This window comes from Paenibacillus sp. FSL H3-0457 (assembly GCF_037981725.1).
GTDB classification, from domain to species: Bacteria; Bacillota; Bacilli; order Paenibacillales; family Paenibacillaceae; genus Paenibacillus; species Paenibacillus amylolyticus.
Genome location: NZ_CP150283.1, coordinates 596,134 through 614,110, shown reverse-complemented (window position 1 = coordinate 614,110; position 17,977 = coordinate 596,134). Strand labels below are relative to the sequence as shown.

At 47.7% G+C, this 17,977-nt stretch carries 17 protein-coding genes; all 17 read right to left on the bottom strand.

Annotation, left to right across the window (positions count from 1 at the left end):
- Nucleotides 1–122: 122 nt before the first annotated feature.
- The 17 genes from MHH25_RS02850 to MHH25_RS02770 all read right to left on the bottom strand — a co-directional run bounded on the left by MHH25_RS02850 (nucleotide 123) and on the right by MHH25_RS02770 (nucleotide 17,941).
- On the bottom strand, nucleotides 123–1,934 hold the full coding sequence (locus MHH25_RS02850; RefSeq protein ID WP_340019091.1) for a S9 family peptidase: 1,812 nt from the start codon (nucleotides 1,932–1,934) through the stop codon (nucleotides 123–125).
- Between the two features lie 124 nt (nucleotides 1,935–2,058).
- Nucleotides 2,059–2,814, bottom strand: a complete 756-nt coding sequence (locus MHH25_RS02845) for a 4'-phosphopantetheinyl transferase superfamily protein (protein ID WP_340019089.1) — start codon at nucleotides 2,812–2,814, stop codon at nucleotides 2,059–2,061.
- A 30-nt stretch (nucleotides 2,815–2,844) separates the two neighbouring features.
- Nucleotides 2,845–4,062: a pitrilysin family protein gene (locus MHH25_RS02840; protein WP_340019087.1), complete on the bottom strand. Its 1,218-nt coding sequence runs from the start codon at nucleotides 4,060–4,062 to the stop codon at nucleotides 2,845–2,847.
- 15 nt (nucleotides 4,063–4,077) lie between these two features.
- Nucleotides 4,078–5,436, bottom strand: a complete 1,359-nt coding sequence (locus tag MHH25_RS02835; protein ID WP_340019086.1) for an insulinase family protein — start codon at nucleotides 5,434–5,436, stop codon at nucleotides 4,078–4,080.
- A 24-nt stretch (nucleotides 5,437–5,460) separates the two neighbouring features.
- On the bottom strand, nucleotides 5,461–6,438 hold the full coding sequence (locus MHH25_RS02830; RefSeq protein ID WP_340019084.1) for a hypothetical protein: 978 nt from the start codon (nucleotides 6,436–6,438) through the stop codon (nucleotides 5,461–5,463).
- Nucleotides 6,435–7,565, bottom strand: coding sequence for an arginase family protein (locus tag MHH25_RS02825; protein ID WP_340019083.1), 1,131 nt, complete (start codon nucleotides 7,563–7,565; stop codon nucleotides 6,435–6,437). Before MHH25_RS02825 ends, MHH25_RS02830 begins: the two co-directional genes overlap by 4 nt.
- A 33-nt stretch (nucleotides 7,566–7,598) precedes the next feature.
- Nucleotides 7,599–8,984, bottom strand: coding sequence for an MATE family efflux transporter (locus MHH25_RS02820; protein ID WP_340019081.1), 1,386 nt, complete (start codon nucleotides 8,982–8,984; stop codon nucleotides 7,599–7,601).
- A gap of 13 nt (nucleotides 8,985–8,997) precedes the next feature.
- Nucleotides 8,998–9,951: a hypothetical protein gene (locus tag MHH25_RS02815; RefSeq protein ID WP_340019080.1), complete on the bottom strand. Its 954-nt coding sequence runs from the start codon at nucleotides 9,949–9,951 to the stop codon at nucleotides 8,998–9,000.
- The gene (locus MHH25_RS02810) at nucleotides 9,944–11,101 is read right to left on the bottom strand and encodes an acyl-CoA dehydrogenase family protein (protein ID WP_340019079.1); all 1,158 of its coding nucleotides are present in this window, start codon (nucleotides 11,099–11,101) and stop codon (nucleotides 9,944–9,946) included. The genes MHH25_RS02815 and MHH25_RS02810 overlap by 8 nt, the downstream gene beginning before the upstream one ends.
- Nucleotides 11,101–11,835 (bottom strand): hypothetical protein, encoded by a 735-nt coding sequence (locus tag MHH25_RS02805; RefSeq protein ID WP_340019078.1) that lies wholly within the window; start codon nucleotides 11,833–11,835, stop codon nucleotides 11,101–11,103. Before MHH25_RS02805 ends, MHH25_RS02810 begins: the two co-directional genes overlap by 1 nt.
- A 25-nt stretch (nucleotides 11,836–11,860) precedes the next feature.
- Nucleotides 11,861–12,808, bottom strand: a complete 948-nt coding sequence (locus MHH25_RS02800; RefSeq protein ID WP_340019077.1) for a ketoacyl-ACP synthase III family protein — start codon at nucleotides 12,806–12,808, stop codon at nucleotides 11,861–11,863.
- A gap of 19 nt (nucleotides 12,809–12,827) precedes the next feature.
- Nucleotides 12,828–13,583: a hypothetical protein gene (locus MHH25_RS02795; protein ID WP_340019076.1), complete on the bottom strand. Its 756-nt coding sequence runs from the start codon at nucleotides 13,581–13,583 to the stop codon at nucleotides 12,828–12,830.
- Between the two features lie 116 nt (nucleotides 13,584–13,699).
- The gene (locus MHH25_RS02790) at nucleotides 13,700–13,960 is read right to left on the bottom strand and encodes an acyl carrier protein (RefSeq protein ID WP_036607413.1); all 261 of its coding nucleotides are present in this window, start codon (nucleotides 13,958–13,960) and stop codon (nucleotides 13,700–13,702) included.
- Nucleotides 13,961–13,975: 15 nt separating this feature from the next.
- Nucleotides 13,976–15,265: a diaminopimelate decarboxylase gene (lysA, locus tag MHH25_RS02785; protein ID WP_340019075.1), complete on the bottom strand. Its 1,290-nt coding sequence runs from the start codon at nucleotides 15,263–15,265 to the stop codon at nucleotides 13,976–13,978.
- The gene (locus tag MHH25_RS02780; protein ID WP_340019073.1) at nucleotides 15,266–16,660 is read right to left on the bottom strand and encodes an ATP-grasp domain-containing protein; all 1,395 of its coding nucleotides are present in this window, start codon (nucleotides 16,658–16,660) and stop codon (nucleotides 15,266–15,268) included.
- Nucleotides 16,596–17,603: a ketoacyl-ACP synthase III family protein gene (locus MHH25_RS02775; RefSeq protein ID WP_076254489.1), complete on the bottom strand. Its 1,008-nt coding sequence runs from the start codon at nucleotides 17,601–17,603 to the stop codon at nucleotides 16,596–16,598. Before MHH25_RS02775 ends, MHH25_RS02780 begins: the two co-directional genes overlap by 65 nt.
- Nucleotides 17,604–17,719: 116 nt before the next feature.
- Complete coding sequence (locus MHH25_RS02770; protein WP_036607418.1) at nucleotides 17,720–17,941, bottom strand: hypothetical protein; 222 nt, start codon at nucleotides 17,939–17,941, stop codon at nucleotides 17,720–17,722.
- Nucleotides 17,942–17,977 lie beyond the last annotated feature (36 nt).

Genomic DNA, 17,977 nt, shown 5'->3' with positions numbered 1-17,977 from the left:
GTATCGTTCCATATATGTCGCCCAACATGCGGGCGCACGTATAAAACCGCCAGAGATCATCCTTGATCTTTGGCGGTTTTCCTCATCTCACTATATTTCAGTCAACGATGGAATCTCTCAACTTAAGCTTGTGCAACGGGTGACTCCTGATGTTTCTGCAAAAACTCCAGCATCCGGCGGTACACAAGAATCTCGTTTGTCTTCCTGGAGAAGCCATGACCTTCATCATCCAGAACGATGTATTCCACATCAATTCCCTTGGACTGGAGCGCAGCCACGATCTGATCGGATTCGGCCTTCACGACCCTTGGATCATTAGCACCCTGAATGACCAGCATTGGATTCACCATCTGATCGAGATACGTAATCGGTGAATCCTTCGTTAAACGTTCGCGGTCACGGACCGGATCACCCAGCCAGTTATCCATCATCGGTTTCCAATCTTCCGGTACGGATTCCAGGAATGTGAACAAGTTACTTGGCCCAAAAATATCGACCGCTGCCCGGAAGAGCTCCGGATGGCGACCTGCCAATAACAGGGTCATATATCCCCCATAACTTCCACCTACCACAAACAACCGCTCTGGCGATGTAATTCCCTGATCAAACAACCAGTTGATCCCGGCAACACAGTCCAGCCTTGGGCCTTCGCCCCAATCCCGCTCAACCAATTTGACGAATTCCGCACCATACCCGGTACTGCCCCGGAAGTTAGGTGCAAAGATATGATAGCCCTGAGCGAGCATCATCTGGAACATCGGCCGAAAAAACTTTGCTTCGGAAGATTGCGGCCCACCATGAGGCCAAAATACGGTGTAGCCATTGGCCTGCTCTGGTTTTGCTTTGAACAAGAGAGCTTCGATCTCCAGTCCGTCGTAGGAGTTATACCGAATAACGTCAGGGTACACGAGATCACTTGGGTCCAGTCCGGTTACCCGATTGGCGGTCAGCGGCTCCCAGGACTCAGCACCTGCTATTTTGCGATATATATTATGCGGTTGAATCGCTCCACGTCCAAGGATATACACATTGCCAGCCTTTGTAACGTTCACCTGCTCTATCGTATCCAGCGGCATCTCTATGCGCCGAGGCTCATCGGCATTTTTGCCCAATACGTACATACGATTCTCTGGCCCTGTAAGTGTCCAGAAATATAAGGTCTCGGAAGCCTGATGCCAGCGGATAAACTCCACATCTTCCCCTTCGATTCTGCACAATAAGCGGAATTCACGGGTATCGATACGGTATTCAGCCACATAGGCGTATGCGGAGTCATCATTGGTAATGAACAGAAGACGATTATCATCTGCAAAAATCAGATCAGATACCTGACTATAATGTTCTGAAGCTGGCAGAATCACCATTTCTTCATTGTTACGATACAGATGCGCCGTCTGATACGTATTGGAGTACATTTTTAAAATAACATAACTCTTCTCGTCAGGACTTACAGCAACCAGGCTGCTAGTAACCTCTTCTCCACTGTATAACAGTTCATCTTCCCCTGTCTCCAGATCGATGCGGCGTGAATTCAGATAATTCGGATTACCCGCGCTGGTAACATAATAGAGACGCTGTCCATCCTCGGACAACTCAGCGAAATAACAGCGATCATTCGGTTCCGCCGGAACCACAGGCAGTGGAACCCCACCCTCGGGTGGGAGTGCATATAGATGATAGTTCTCATCTCCATCCCGATCAAACGCGGTAAGAAGATGACGCCCCTGCGGGTCTGCTTTGATAAATTGACTGCTCTGATTCAAGTACGTTAAAGGATACGGGTATCCTCCAGGCAAATCCATCGCCCAAATATTCGGCTGACCGTTCAGATTGCTGTCCATGAACAAACGTTTCTCGTCTGCCGATACGGCAAAATGTGAAATACGGTACGTCTGAAAATATTGCTCGACATCCGGTTTAGGAAACTGAATCATGACAAACCTCCTTGGAATTGAACCAATGAATTTAACATTGGTAAATTAAGGTACCATTTGTCCATATTATAGGTAATGCCAATGTTTAGACAATAGATATGTGAGTTATAATTTTAAATAATCCCTAGCTTTGTTTATCATCATCAACATTCATCCAGCGTACAAGTGGTCTTGTCTTCCCTGTAGTGCATAAGGTGGTGGAATAATTCGGGCCGACGTTCAAAGACTGCAAATTATAATGTTGCCCTTCCCGTTCCACAACGTGATGCCCATCTAACCCTTCTCCCATCGTATTCAGTTTTCGCCACTGTCCGGACAGAGATTGACCACACGCCTTAATCCAAGCCTCTTTTTGTGTGAGGACTTGCCAAACACGCCGGATCGTTACCTGTTCTTCCTCCCTGTGATTCAGTACATAACACTTCTCATCTTCCGTCAAAAATCGCCTGATCACCGCGCTCATCCGCAGCAACGGACGTACATACTCAAGATCAATTCCCAGCTCTGTATGAGCCGCTAATGCCAGTACACAACATCCTTCGGTATGAGAAAGGTTAAACTGCGGTCCACACCGAACATATGGTTTGCCTGAAGCTCCATATTCAATATAAATATCTGACGCTGATTGACCCGTGTACATTGCCAGTACTTCTCTCAGAAATGTACGCGACATAACCAGATTCTGAGCATCATGCATGGATTGTTTCTGTTTTCTCTGTACACGTTCAATTTCATCCTGGCTCAGTACACAGGTGTCTATATCCAACCTTGACAAAAAATCCTCTCCCTTGTGCGGAAGAGGCTGCGTCCAGATATGTACTTCATTTGCCACAAAATGAACCGCAGCGGATTCCTTCCAACCTGTAACTGCAGGTTTCACAAGGTCACCCCCTCTCCCTACTCTTCTTGCTCAACGAACAACGGACATCCTCAGATGACTCGGTTTCGCTATACGTTTTAGGTGGATTCCGATATCCTCATCCGTCAGTTTCATAGCACATTCGCTCATTTGCATGTAATCCAGCCCGATAACGCCATATTCAGAAATGTGCATGCAACGTTTTTTCAATGAATCCATATCTGCATAGTGATTACTGATCCACTTCATCCGAGCATAGTGTATATCTTCGGAAGAGAGCATACGATCCTGAATGCGACTGCATTCTTCCTTAACTCGTTGATGTAATTCAACGGGATCAACGGAATACCCACAGACATTGGAAAAAGCAAATTCCTGCCTGTAATAGTGATCCCAATGACTCCCCTTCCCGAGCAAACCTGACTTCACACTCTCTGTGAAGAATGTTGAAGTCTCTCCTAGAAGGGCTTCGATACCAATCATGGTTGCAACTTGAGTCTCCAATTGCGTAACCGGCCTCTCTTCCTGAAAGCCAAACCGGACAAGAGGTATTGAATATCCACCATTCATTTCCTTATAAGTCTCGTCCCGTTCCTGCAACGGCTGAATGAATGGAGTATGGGATATCATCTTGGGTTGATCCATCGAAAAGTTCTCTAACCATTCGAATATCTCCGTCGGTTCAACAGGTCCCACTACTGCCACAGACATTCGAGAAGTCCCATAATGACTTGTGTAGGCATTGCTCAGCCATTCTACGGTAATGTCGGCAATACTCTCCGATGTGCCCGCAACATCCTGTGTGATTGGATGGTCGTTACCATATATCATCTGCAACAATTGCTGAAGAGCCAGCCAGGAGGGTTGATCCTTGTACATTTCCAGTTCCTGATGAATGGCCCTCCGCTCACGCTCAATGTTTCTTTTCGTGAAATAGGGAGTTGCAATCATATTCATAAAAAGTTGAAGGCTGTTCCTTAGATTGCCTGTACAAGCAAGTTGGTACGTCGTTACATCATAACGCGTCAGCGCCGACGTTGAGGCCCCTTCGGCATGAAGAAGTGATTTGACGGACTGACCATCGGGATTATAAAACATCATGTGTTCGAGGAAATGTGCCGTACCCGCAAGCGTAATATCGTGAATGGACCCATAGGGTACAGAACAGGATACAAATGTATGACTATATTTGGGTTGTGGCAGTATACTCACGTTCAGGCCGTTGGATAAACGCTTGCAGACACATGAATTTAATGTGGTACTACTCATGATTTCCCTCCTGTCCTATGCGGAATATTCACTCTCTGGGTAGAGAATCCATGTGACTTCTTTCCTCAACTCGGTAGCAACGGAAGCCACCCTTTCAGGAGTTACTTCTGCTATTTCTTCAAGGAATTGTACAGTCGTCATCTGACTTTCGCTTAACACCTGATCCATATGATTTGTAATGACCTGATGTGGCAGATCGAATCCGACCTGAACATAATGCATCACATTCTGCACAGCGGTGTATAACTCCCTCTCTGATACATCTCCGTCACAGATTCTCTTCCATTCCATATCGATTCCTTCGAGAACAGCCGTCACGTTAGCACTGCTGGTACCCGTTGTAATGTGAAGCGTTTCCCGAAAATCATCCAATGTGCTGGTAACTTGATATACCAACTGGGAACGTTCACGTAATTCAACCTGCAACCGGGACGCGGGTGTCGCTCCAAATAAGGTATGGAATACAAACAAAGCCGGATATAAAGCAGAGCCATATCGAATACCTGTACTATAAGTAACATTGATCTTGCACTGTTGAATGTCCAACAGTTCCATCATCATGGCTTCAGCCTCCCGCTGCTCCGCAGGATTACCTTGTCGCCCCACTACTTCTTCCTCTCCTGGATATTGTATGTTCATTGGGTGTAGTTCTGATTCCCTCTCCGAACAACAGCGTTTGAACACTTCCCTGTTCCCACATTCAAATTGTTCCCAGATCAGATCCATAATTCGCCAAGGATGGATATCGCCAAGAACATGAACATGGATCGGAATTTGGATCAATGCCTGATAGTGCCGACATAACTCATGAGATATGACACAATGCCGTAGTTCATCCAGAGCCAATTGACGGTTCTGCCCTTCATATCCCATCCATTCCAGACAGCGGCTCTGCACCACCTTGTCCCAATCCGTTCCATCATGCGCGATATGATGTTCAGTCCAAGCCATTTCATCCTGCACTTGCATCTCTTCGAACATGCCATAATCATCAACTGCCGGGTCATATAACAAGCCTGCGAGTAATTGCACAGCGCTATGCATGGCTTCCATCTGCGTTCCAGATATTAACTTATCTTCTGTTATACGAGGTATGCGCATCGTGATCGAGGCAATCTGAGTATCGCCTTTGTAATCAAAACGACTGGTCAGGTCTGCACCATACAGGGACCATAACTGTTGCTGGAGTAGCCTGTTCGATGGAAAGCGACGACAGCTGTTCATTAACAAACGGACTATCATGACAAATATTGCTGAGGGTATGGTTTGCTGTGCATTGATCAGGTTAATCTGCACGTAATCATTGGCATATTGGTGTGTTGGCAGCACGTGCACCGACAGATTATTACGCCTCTCAGTAGTAAAAGACTGCATCTTGCCGCCCCTCCTCACTTCCATCTACGAACTGATATTATAGATTGCTCCACTGTCCGTGTTCAGACCGAGCTGTCCAAAACCATCAAGTGGCTTGGAAATCCAGTCTACACGGCTGACTGCTTCATCAGTAATTGATGTTTCATCATCTCTCCAGTGGATGACCTGCTGGTGATGCCTGTCCCAGAAACGCCACAATGCTGGCTGGCTTAACAGTTGCTCGCGAAATGGCTCGTATATCCTATCAGCAGAAGCCTGAATATCCTGATCCAATACAACTGGTGGCAGAAAAACGATCTTGGAACGAAAGTCCTCTGTAAGGGTCATAAAGTATACACATACTGGCTTTTGTGTTTTGGCCAAAATACGATAAATACCACTTCGAGTGCGAATTTTCGAACTTAGAAAAGGTAGTTCAACAGCATGGTTATCCGTATTGAATCCGGTCTGTCCATCTACAAAAAGACTGAATGATCCACCTTTCCGCAAATGGGAATACAGCCTGATGCCAATCATCTCATCCTCCGCATTGAGCAGTTCCGCACCTGCATACTTGCGGATGGCCTCCCAACCGGATAGCTTCTTCTCCTGTTCCACTGTTTCCTGCTCGGCGATCAGATAGAATGGAAGCTTGGCAGACATATGGCCTGCACGTATTTCCTGTCCAATCGTAATCATATTGTGCCTCACAAAACCATAATGCCAGGTTAATAATGCCCCACCTTCCCGCAACGTTGCCTGCAGATGTTCCCGCCCCTCTACCTCATCCCACTCCATAAACGAATAGGGGCTTTTCTTGTGCTCATTAATTGTACGAAGAAATGCGAGATAGTCCATCCAGATGGACTCAGCAGACTGCTTCGGCTTAAGCGGAGCCATCTCCTTGATAATGTTCATCAGTGCATAAAAGGACCCCAAATGAATGCCATCCTGTCGCTCCTTATGAAGTTCATCTCTGACCTGTTCACGGTACATATCATATAACGATCTAAAGTTCATCATCTACGTGTCCCCTCCAAGGCTTGAGAAACTCTAAGAGCATCCTTTCCATGTCGCAGGTAATTTCGATGCATGCCATCCATCATATACGTAAGCATTCTGAGGGCCATCTCATATTGCCCCGGAATGCGTTCATCCGATTCTGCTTCCTGCCCTTCCACCATATCAAAGCCCACATAGGGCAAGGAGGATTCCAGTGCTGCGACCACACAGTTTCGGGTGTTAAACCATGACGGGCCTCCACTGATAGGAAAATCAACATAAGGAAAACTCCCAGGATCAAGACAATCTAAGTCAAACGATAAATAGGCTGCTTCCGCCTGAAACTTGTGCTGTATATCAAGCAGGGTTGTTCGCACTCGTTCCGGGGTCATCTGTTCTGCAGGAATCTGAACCAATTTGGGATGTTTGTACATCTGATCTACAGAACGAAGGCCGCGCAGACCAATCTGCACGACTGCGGCGATACCGTCCTCCGTCAGTAGATGCCTCACAAAATTGGCATGATGCATCTCACTCTGATGAATAGCATCCACCCCGCAATCATGGTGGGCATCAAACTGGACGAGTATGATTCTTGCTTCGGATCGACTCAATATGGATTTCAGGATGGAATACGTAATGGAATGATCCCCACCAATGCAGCACAGTAGCGCCTCTTCCCTTTCCGTATATACCAGAGCTGAGTTAAGACCCTTCGAGTAGGAATCCGTATCATCTGTTTGGCAAGTACCCAAATCCTGCATCATTACTGATTCAAGTAATCTCTGGCCACTGCCAATGTCATATAGTCCTGATATGCGGGATTGCGTCAGAGCTGGATACATTACCTTTTTCCATGATTCGGCCCGAAGAGATTGCTCAAATCCCGCGACTTTTGATCCCTCCATACCTGAACCTCCCGAATAGGGAATACCCAGCATATAGAGATGCGGTGAATCTTGACCTACGAGAGGTTTCAGTGAAAAATAAGGCTCATCTGGAGGGTCAATGCCATCTAGCTGGGGGATCGGACGTGTCTCCAATTCTTCAGCGGGTTCAATCTGATAGAACTGGCTGAACGTCTCATCGGCTGCAATCAACGTATCGCCGATGCGGCGTACCAGGTATACAGGTTCCGGAGCTTTCATAATGAGACCTCCTCTATTTGATATTGGTTATATCTAGGTCGAATAACTCTGAGCAGCTAGACCCTCCTGCTCATCCGCGTCAGTGGGTTTATGCCCGGATGAATCTGTATAGTCCTTTTTGAACAGCCTGATCACGGGTAAGATGCATAATGAACTCGCTGCATTAACAAAAGCAATGACGCCATAGAAGTATCCCACATGATCAAAGATTCGTGTCAGCCCCCACCCTGCAACAATAATAAGCAGAAAATATGCAGCATTCATAAGCAGGGCCTGATAGCCGCGTCCACTCTGTTCCATGGTAAGCAGCGTTGTCATCATAGGACCCATGGTCAGATAGGAAAGGGAAACCACTGCCAGATATCGGGCCGCTTCTGCACGGGATACGGGATCCGCAATCAGAAAAGCTGTCAACGGTTCCCGCCATACCCAGATGGATACGGCAATTACGGCATAAAGAATGAATGACTGTACCAGACCTCTGCGATAGCTCTCGTATGCACGTGGTCGATGAGCCTCTTTGAGGTTATGATTAATCATGATCCCGATAGCCGATCCAATAACGATTCCGGGCAGTATAGCCATCGTCTGAATTCGGTATCCAACTCCGAATCCAGCAACTACCCCTTCCCCAAATCGACTGACGATTTTGTTGAAAAAGAAAGTACTCAAAAAGATAAGACAGTACGAAATAAATACGGGAATGCCTACCTGCTGAAGTGCAATGAGATGTTTCCACACAAATGTTACCCGTTCATACACAAATTCCTTCCTCAATATCAGAATCAAAAGGCTTATGAGCAAAGAGAGTGTTGAAGAAATAAGATTGGCGTATACAATTCCCTTCAATTCCATTCCAGCCACCGAAACGAACCAGTACACCAGCATAATGTTGAGCGATGCCGTACCTACGGAATTCCACGCTGCCGCTTGAGCTCGGCCCAACCCACGCAATGCGGCACCACCCACCGCTGCGAGCACAGCGGGCACACCTGCTGCCATCATGCCCGCCACATAAATGGTAAACATGGGCCTTACATCCATAGGGACGGCATAAAACCAGGAGAGAAGTGGCGACACCAGCATAACCACACCGCCAGCAACAATTGAAAAAATAGCTGCGCTGCCAAGCATATGCCCAAGTAGCGATGTAAAAGCCCGCGAACCCTCCGCTCTGCTCCGTGAGACAGCAACCTGAACCGACAATTGCATGGCTTCCACAAGCGCAATCATGATAAAAGAAATGGGAATATACAGTGATAGCACATATAACACGGTCTGACTGGTATGACCCATAAAAAAAACATTGACCAGCTGCGTTGTTACGTTAACCAAAGAAGCAAGCAGCATCGGTATTGCAGTGCGGATTAACAGCCGGTTCACCGATCCCGAAGTATAATCCAGACCTTTCAAATTCAATCCCCTCCTCCATTCATGATGTCTTCACTTCCTGATGTATTGTGAGACGAGTCAGGACAGGCATATGTACTACATGTACACAGCAGGCTGATAACAGCCGTTCGCCATCCCAGGATATCAATAGAACACGATCATCTACCTTTATATTTCCGTTCTGTAATTGTTCAGCGAGCTGTATCCACACGTCGCCACTTTGGTAATCAATAGTTTCAGGTACGTGGTAGACTGACTTGATCAAGGATATGCCTGGCTTCGAATAAGGGATTATGTGTCTACGTAAACGGGATTGAAGAAGAATATTCTCCGTCTGACCAGCATCCATGAACTCATCTATAATGGATATAATCTCTGAAGCCATAACACTCCCTTCGATATCGTCAACCGTTCTCTTTCCTATATAATTCACGGCAAGAGCACCGGACTGTCTGTTTAACTCCAAGGCAACAGCCATATCAGACAGATCTCCGGGAGAATCGTGCTCTTCAATCACACGTTGTTCCGCCAGAACAAACATCCCCCGTTCCTCTCTCCCTAGTGTCCATGCTGCAGCCTGCATTCCTTCCGTAGCAGCGAGTGGCCCCATATGGGAAAGTGCCAGTGGATAGTCCACCTTCCAGGAGGTAGACTCCAGAATTCGGGCCAAAGGTGGATTCATGGCGTAGCGTTCAGGATAGGTCTGGGCCAGAATCAGCAGATCCCAGCGCTCACTTGTACCAGAAGCCAAAGGTTCCATGACAACTAGCGCAAGATCACCGGCAGTTACCCGTTGATCATCGGATCGCAAAGAGCGGGTTCGCACAATAGACCTGTCATAATAGTTCTCTTCCATATATATGTGTGGAGATAAGTAATAGTAATCTTCCACATCGAGCATGTCCGTGGTATACAAGTGATCTTCGGCCGTAACCCAACAGATATGATTAACATAGACAGACATCGCACGAGGGTTATTCAGCGTATCAGGCATGCTTCATTTTTCCATTGGCATAGGCTTGGAAAACGTTGATCTTCTGAATGGAGGTAGTTCCTTCCATGAATTCGAAGGCACGCGCATCCCGATACCATTTATTCAATAAAGGATGGTCAATCATGGAACCAGGTCCCATCAGGTCAAGCGCCAGTTCCGTGGCCTCCTCAACCAGTGCTCCAGCACGAATTTTGCTCAGGGAAGCCAGATACCCTTTCTGCACATCGGCATCAATCTCCGCCGCTGCGCTGCGAATCATGCTACGGAGTGAATGCAGGCGCATCTCCAGTCGCTCTAACTCCACCTTCTCCCTCTCCGAGAAAACAGACCTCTGCTCCTTCACATAATCATATGCTGCCCGTGCGACTCCAAGCGCAAGTGCAGCGACACCTGGCCGCATACGATGAAAGGTCTGAAGCGCGCCCCATAATCCACGCTTGGTTGGACTGAGATGACGCCCGATGATATCTTCCTCTGCCAACGGAAAACCATCCAACGTGAGGTGACTCAATTGCACACCTCTAACCCCCATCGTATCCAGAGGTGTGGCGCTGAATCCCTGCACAGACGTGTCTACCAGCGCAATCTGGATGCCGAGAGGCGTACGATTGGTCTGAGCAAATACCAGTCCGATGCTGGCACGACTACCATTACCGATATAGTACTTCTGTCCGTCAAGGTTCAGTTTGCCTTCCTTGTTCCGCGAAATTCGTGTGCCAATACCCGTAGCATCCGAGCCCTTTTCCGGTTCAGTAAGAGCGAAGAATGACCACGCGGGTCCCTTGAGAAAATGAGAATAGTACCGCTCCTTCTGTTGTGAGTCAGCCAGAGCTGATATGATTACACTGGACATCGATGGACCCGGGCTCCCCAGAAATACACCGGCATCACCTGCTGACAGTTCCTCAATCGCGATAACTCTTTCCAGACAGGAAAGACCATAATATCGTTCCTGACCTACAGTGACGATCGGTTCACCGCCATATTCCGGCGGGATCATCATGCGATTGATGGTTCGCAGAGATGCCAGATGTGTGAACTCAGCTATACGCTCAGGTTCACGGTCAATGACCAGGCCAATATCACGTAATTCCGTGGCATATTGTTTCATTTCCCGCTCAAAAACAGCAATGGTAGATCGTGTAATCATCAGAAGGCCTCCTTCGGAATGAGCAGCATATTTTTGACCATTTGACCTGCATACACGTAAGCCGAGATCGCATGTCGCAAATAGCCAAACCCTCCTCCAAGACGCTGCAATTGACGGAAGGCCTCGTCCAGTTCTTGATGAACCCATGTGCTTGTACGAGCCTCCGAAATGCCTGATTGCTCTAATACGAATTCATCCGACTGAATAGTCTCAGCCATATATAGTACAGTCAAAACATCTGCAATCATGCCCTTGACCAGTTGATGCTGAAGTGTGGATTGCCCCCCTGAGTTGCGACTGGATAGATGATTACGCACTTGCTCCAATCCTGCGCTGCACAGTTCAGTACGGAAATAAAGCATACGTTTTCGAAGATCAGCTATATCACCTGTGACATCATCTTGTCTTTCAAAAAATGCCACATCTTCATTCTGAAGTTCCAATATTCGGTAGAGTAAAAGACCTGAAGGCTCCAACATCCGATCTTCCACCCGATCCGCACGTACCTGTTTCCATTCGTAGATATGGCCTGTCTCTGCATGACATATCCATGGCCCACTTTTCACGAGTTCAGGTGTCGCCAGTATTATCCCCCCTTGGCATAACAACACGGGACGTGTATCCAAACGCAACATTGCTGCTTCCAGCAGATCTGTTACAGTGGGTACCGGACGACCTGCGGCCTCTGTACCAACCGGCACAGTACCTACCTCATCAGAATTCAAGACTGACATATGCACTCCTCCTATTGACTCATGATCAACAATCTCCATGCTCAATTAACGCAAAACCAAAAAAACTGCCCAGCCCAATGCTGACCAGTACGGACCTCTCCCCCTTATGCACCCATTCATTCTCTAGCCCAGAGCTCAGATTGATGAACGCATCCGTGGAGAAGGTATGTCCAATCCGCGGGATATTATCCAGGTAAATTTGTTTTTGATCCACGCCTGTACGCTTTGAAAACTCCTTCCATGTAGTCCAATTGACGTTGTGGGGAAAGATATGATCTACATCATGAAATGTCAGGCCCTCTGCTGACAGCAGCTCTTCCATACCTCGAATGATATGATCCACATACAGCTTGTTAAATGACGTCATCTCTTCCACTTCCGCATAATATCCGGTATGGAACCTCGTATCCCGAAGAACATGAGCAGCCTGTAAGATGTGCTGACCATGGTTTCTGGATAGAAGCATGGCAACAGCCGAGTCACCCAGAATCGTAGACTTTCGAATATATCTCCAGTCGGGTGGCATGAAGTTAAACTGATCGGCACATACCAATAAAACATTACGAATATCAGGCTGTGTACGGGAGATTCGTTCAAGCCATTGAAGAGCGGCTATCGAGGACGCACAATTCATCTGTGAAATACTATAAAAGGGGATATGCTCGAGCCCATATTCACTCAGAGCCCGTTGCAAGGGCCTATAATCCCCTGGTGCTTGTACATGTGCAGAATGGGCATAGAGCACAAGGTCAATGGCAGGCAAAGGTTGTCTGTCAACAAGCTGTCCAATCGCGCGAACGATAGAAGTATCCAGATGCTGACCCGGAGGGGTAACGGGAACACCGTTCAGACGATGATATTTGCGCAGTAATTGAAGCTCTCCTTTACCCAGTCCCAAGGATTCGAGAACAACCTCGGGCTCTTCGATCTGATCAGGCAAATACACACCGATATCCACTATACCCAGTGCCATCACGTTTCCCTCCTCCTGATTACAGCTCTTCGTATCCACCTGCATGAATGAGAAGTGCATAGATAAACTTGTCATCTGGCTCCAGGTGCATCAGACATATGTATTCATTTGTGCACCGATCTTCAAGAAGTTGCTTCAGACCAAAGAATGGTGCAGCGCTCCAGTGAGCAGGATCGTAACTCCCTTGCCATCCTGTAGCATGAAACCATTCGGTACCGGACACTTCCTGCTCCAACAGCGGATGGACAAGAAGCCTGATCTGAGCCAGGTTAACGGATACCTGAACGCAAAGCCTGTCCAGTAACAATTCTGCTGTCTCGGCAATCGAACTCTCGGCATATTGTATTTCCACACCAACAAGGGATGAACCGCCTTCTGCCAACCGATCCAGAACCAGAACAGCTCCCGTGTCCGGTTCTACAATCTCGCCCACTCCTTCCGTCTCGTAGGGAAGAGACGTCTGATCAAGCACAAGCAGCATTCCTCGATCGTAGTTGCCGCTGTTCAGATAATGCTGGAGCATATGTAGTGCCGCGAACGGTGCCCCGAACCCCATATCGTTCACGGCAAAACTCAGGAACCGTGCCTGATAACGGTCCATCAGGTAGTTGACAATGGAGATATCTGGACGAATATTGGGAAAATGATAGGCCAGCAGGAGAACATCCACGTCTCCCATGATCTGATCCAGCCCCGACTCTTCGAGCAATAGTACACTCATATCATGATAGGCATTGTTATAACGACCCTCCAGCAGATGAAACCGGGGTACCACGGGGGACCCCGCCAACAAATCACTGTGAAATCTTAACAACTCCGGATGTTCGAACGGAGGCTGCTTGTCCTTAAACAGCCTGACCTTCATGTCCCGGATGGTAACAGGCGCCGCCATCAGGCAGCAACGAGTTGCTTTTCGATATATACGGCTAGCGAACCCACTGTGTTAAATACATCTGGTTCCAGTTCATCCGGGTCGATCTCCAGCCCCTCAATACGGTCTTCCAACGTCATCAATAGTTCCAGAACAGACGTTGAATCCAGATGAAGTTCATCAAATAAAGATGTGTCCCATGTAACAGCTTGGTTCTCTTCCATATTCAGTACTTCGGCAAGGGCACCTTTGATTTCTTCAAGCAATACTGCGGTTGTCATGATCATCATCTCTCCTCATCTGTTGGTTACTGCGGAATGTGAAACAGGGATCAAACGCTGTTTGCCCAGCAGATCTTCGGGAGTATCCCTTTCCCGAATCAGATGGGCTTCTCCACCACTAATCATCACTTCAGCCGGACTTCCATGACTGAGAAAATGGGTTGGTGAAGCAGTAGGGCCGTAGGCACCGGAATGAAATACACCAATTAAATCTCCTTGTTCAACGGGAGGCAGGTTTACTTTTTTGCCAATAACATCATTCGGGGTACACAAAGGGCCAGTAATATTAAACTCTGCAACCGGGGATTCTCCGTAACGTGACAAAGATGCAATCGGGAAATTGCGCTTCACATACGAGCCGATTCCGACCGCAGCCATATGACAATTGGTACCACCATCGGTCACAACAAACGTCTCTCCATACGACTCCTTAACATATAAGGCTCGGCTAACCAACATCCCACTGGTTCCCACCAGATACCTTCCCAGTTCCATGAACAGTCTGATGTCAGGATGTTTTTCCTTGAATTGTTCGAACAAAGGGTTCAATTGTGCAGACAGGGCACTCACAGACAGAGGCTGTTCTCCCTCGTAATACGGAACTCCAAGACCACCGCCCACATCTACCATCTGCAGCCGAATACCCAGTTGCTCCTCCAGCCGTTCGGCAAGCTCCAGAATGTGACGTGTGTTCTCCACAATAGGTTCCACGTCAAGCATACGGGTCCCCATGTATACATGCAGACCGATAATATCCACATGTGAGCATCGTTCCAATTGCTGTCGTCCCTGCATCACAGTATCCTCATCCATGCCAAACTGGCGTGGTTTGCCACCCATCGTGAGCCGTGAGCCCTTCACGGTAAAAGAAGGATTGATTCTCAGTGCCACGGGGACAATCCGTCCCTCTTCAGCTGCAATGGCTTCAATGCGGTTAAGCTCCTGAAACGATTCACAGACGATTGCGTAGATGCCATGACGAATGCATGCGGTTATCTCCGCGTCGGTCTTGCCTGGTCCGAGGAAGATTATACGCTCCGGATTTGTACCCGCCTGTAGTGCGGTATGTAACTCGGCCATGGAACAGACCTCTGCCTGGGCTCCAAGCCCTTGAAGCAGGTGAACAATTGAAATATTGGGATTAGCCTTTAATGAGTAGAACAATTCCACCTTTGGAGTCAGCAGGCTGCGAAGTTCTTCATATACTCGCTCTAATACCTCAGCGTCATAGACGTATAATGGTGTACCGAATCGTGCAGCGATGGCCGAAATCGCAAGCCCTTGAATCTGATAATCTCCAGACATCTACTTCACCTCGTTTATGAATGATAACTTGGCTTCAACAGCAGCATCCCTCGCCCGTAGCTGCTCAGCCGAATGAGCAATAATGACACCATAGAGACGACCAGAGAACACACGATCTTCACCTTTGAAGGCCGCATTGACCGTTGCAAAATTGTTGATAAGTATGCCCTCGCCCTTCAGCGGATCAAATAACAGAGGACCAAGTGTTGACCTTAACTTTTCATAATCCAGGCGGTGATTCAAACGAAGTGTATATTTTTTGGCCAAAGCTAACATCCCCTCAGGAATCCACTGGTTCTGGATCTCAGTCTGATACGTCGACATGTTAAACCTTGCATTGATCTCCAGATTAGGCCACACACTTCCGTCCTCATCCACAATGGCATCGATACCGGCTACACCGTAGTATCCATCCCGATGGAGCGCAGCACCTATTTGCAACGCAGCGTCCCGGATTACCGCGATCTGCGAATCACCAAGATGTGGTGGCATGAGATGCCCCTGATGAACGCCTTGTTCGACCAATGATTCCTTTACACCAAGCAATTCAACCTCACCACTCCGATGAATTAAAATCTGGTAATTCAGATCACATGTTTTGTTGATCCACTGCTCCAGCACATAATTCACAGCTCTTGTCCCTTTCTTGCTTGCCTGTTTCTCCAGCAATTTCATGCATTTGTGGAAACGGGCTTCATCTGCAATAACGGTGATTCCCTTGCCCGAGACGCCCATCGAATCCTTCATAACAATACGCCCGCCCTGTTCCAACACGGATTTCATATCTTCAAATCCGGACGTAAGTTCCTCCAGGGAGTAACACTCACAGCCAGGAATCTGACGGATACCCAGTTCGGCATTAAGCCTTCGGGAGTAGCCCTTATCATTGACTTTGCGGAAAATGTCAGCCGGTGGTACGGCAAGGGGAATACCTGTACGTTGGGATAGTTCTTCTTCCTGATCCGAGGCTCCGAAGGGAACCAGATAAGCCTGTATATCCTGTCTATCTGCCAGTTCACGCAGCCTGTCCAGCGTACGCTGACAATGCAGGATGTTAGCTGTAATATTCAATCCTGATTCATTATATTCAGTAGCAATTAAACGCGATCGACCAAAACCGATGGCCTGTGCATCTGCTATAAACCCGGAATCCGGCAGTTCCTTGAGCAATACGACATCCTGTTCACCTGCCAGGAAAATCCCCAGCTCTTCCATCCGGTTTACAACGTCAGCAGCCGAACCAACACTCAGGGAAGGCAACTTCAGTACCCCCTGCTCATTCCAGTATTCTTCGACTTCAAAATTGTTTATATAAATAAAAACAGCTTCATCATGACCTGTAAGCGCCTGCTTCAGCTTTCTCGAAAATCCGGTCAACAGTGTGGTCAATCTCATCACCTCGTTCTTCTGCGAACTGCATCACCGCCACGCTGAATGTTGCTCCCAGCCCAACCGTGACAAGCAAATAGTAGTCGTCCTTCTGCAAAAGCCCCTGATCTGAAATCTCTTTCAGATTAATATAGGGATCGGAACAGAAGCAGTGCCCGATTTCTCCCACATTGGATGTGTACACCCGCTCCAATGGATAGGACAATCGTGCAGCAACCTTTTTCCATGAAGACAGATTCACATTGTGCGGGACAATATAACGGATATCCTCCAACGTCAGGCCCGCCCCATCTATTGCCTCGTGAATGACATCACAGAGCTGGGGTGTATAGATTTCCTGAAATTCCTTGAGCGTCTCGGGATCACCTGTCAGCACGTTGCAGAATTGTCCAAGGGTTACGTTCGTAAGCCCCATCATCCTGCTTCCCGGGCCGGATTTACCAACCAGTATGGCGGCCGCAGCTTCGCCCATAACGGTTGTATTGGGGATGAGCTGTACAATGGGACTGAATGTTTTTTCACCTGTTACGATTAAAATATGATCATCCTCTTCCAAAGAGGGCAGCAAAGTTGCAGCAACATCCAGCGCAATCAATCCTGAGGCACAGTTCTGCTGTGTCAGTGAAAATGCAATGGCATGATGCATGCCGTAAGCCTGCTTCAGACCTTGCAATACCTTCATTGGAAAGGGGAAATTTTCCTGAATTGTGTGGCAATAAATGATATACTTGATAGAAGATGGAACAACTGTCGGACTGTTTACCACCTGGGCGAGCACACGTCCTAACAGCTTAGTCAGATCACCGTCTTTGTCTTGCGGAACCTGTTTCAGACCGTGAATTTTCTCCAACACTTTGGTCTGGGCTTGTTTGAGTCCCAGATGTTCGCTCAACTCCCGGACAGGAACGACGAACTTGGGAATGTATGACCATATTTGCTTGATATGCATCGGTTTAGGACACCTCGTTATACCCATCATACGGAGCACTCTCAATATAGGGAGAGAGCTTCATCCGAAGCTCTCATCTATTGGACTAACCATAATGCCATAGTAGATACAAGGGATTATGCACGAGCCGCTACTGCACGAGCAGATACCGCACGAGCTGCTACTGCGCGAGCCGATACTGCGCGAGCTGCTACTGCACGGGCAGATACTGCACGAGCTGCTACTGCACGAGCACTAACTTCACGTGTTTCGCCCAGCACGTTCACTTCCGATTGTACTGCTTCCAACTCTTTGTTCTTCAATTGTTCCAATGTAATGGGAGTCGCTTTAATGATCATTGATTTATTCCTCCTTTCGTCTTGGATACTATCATT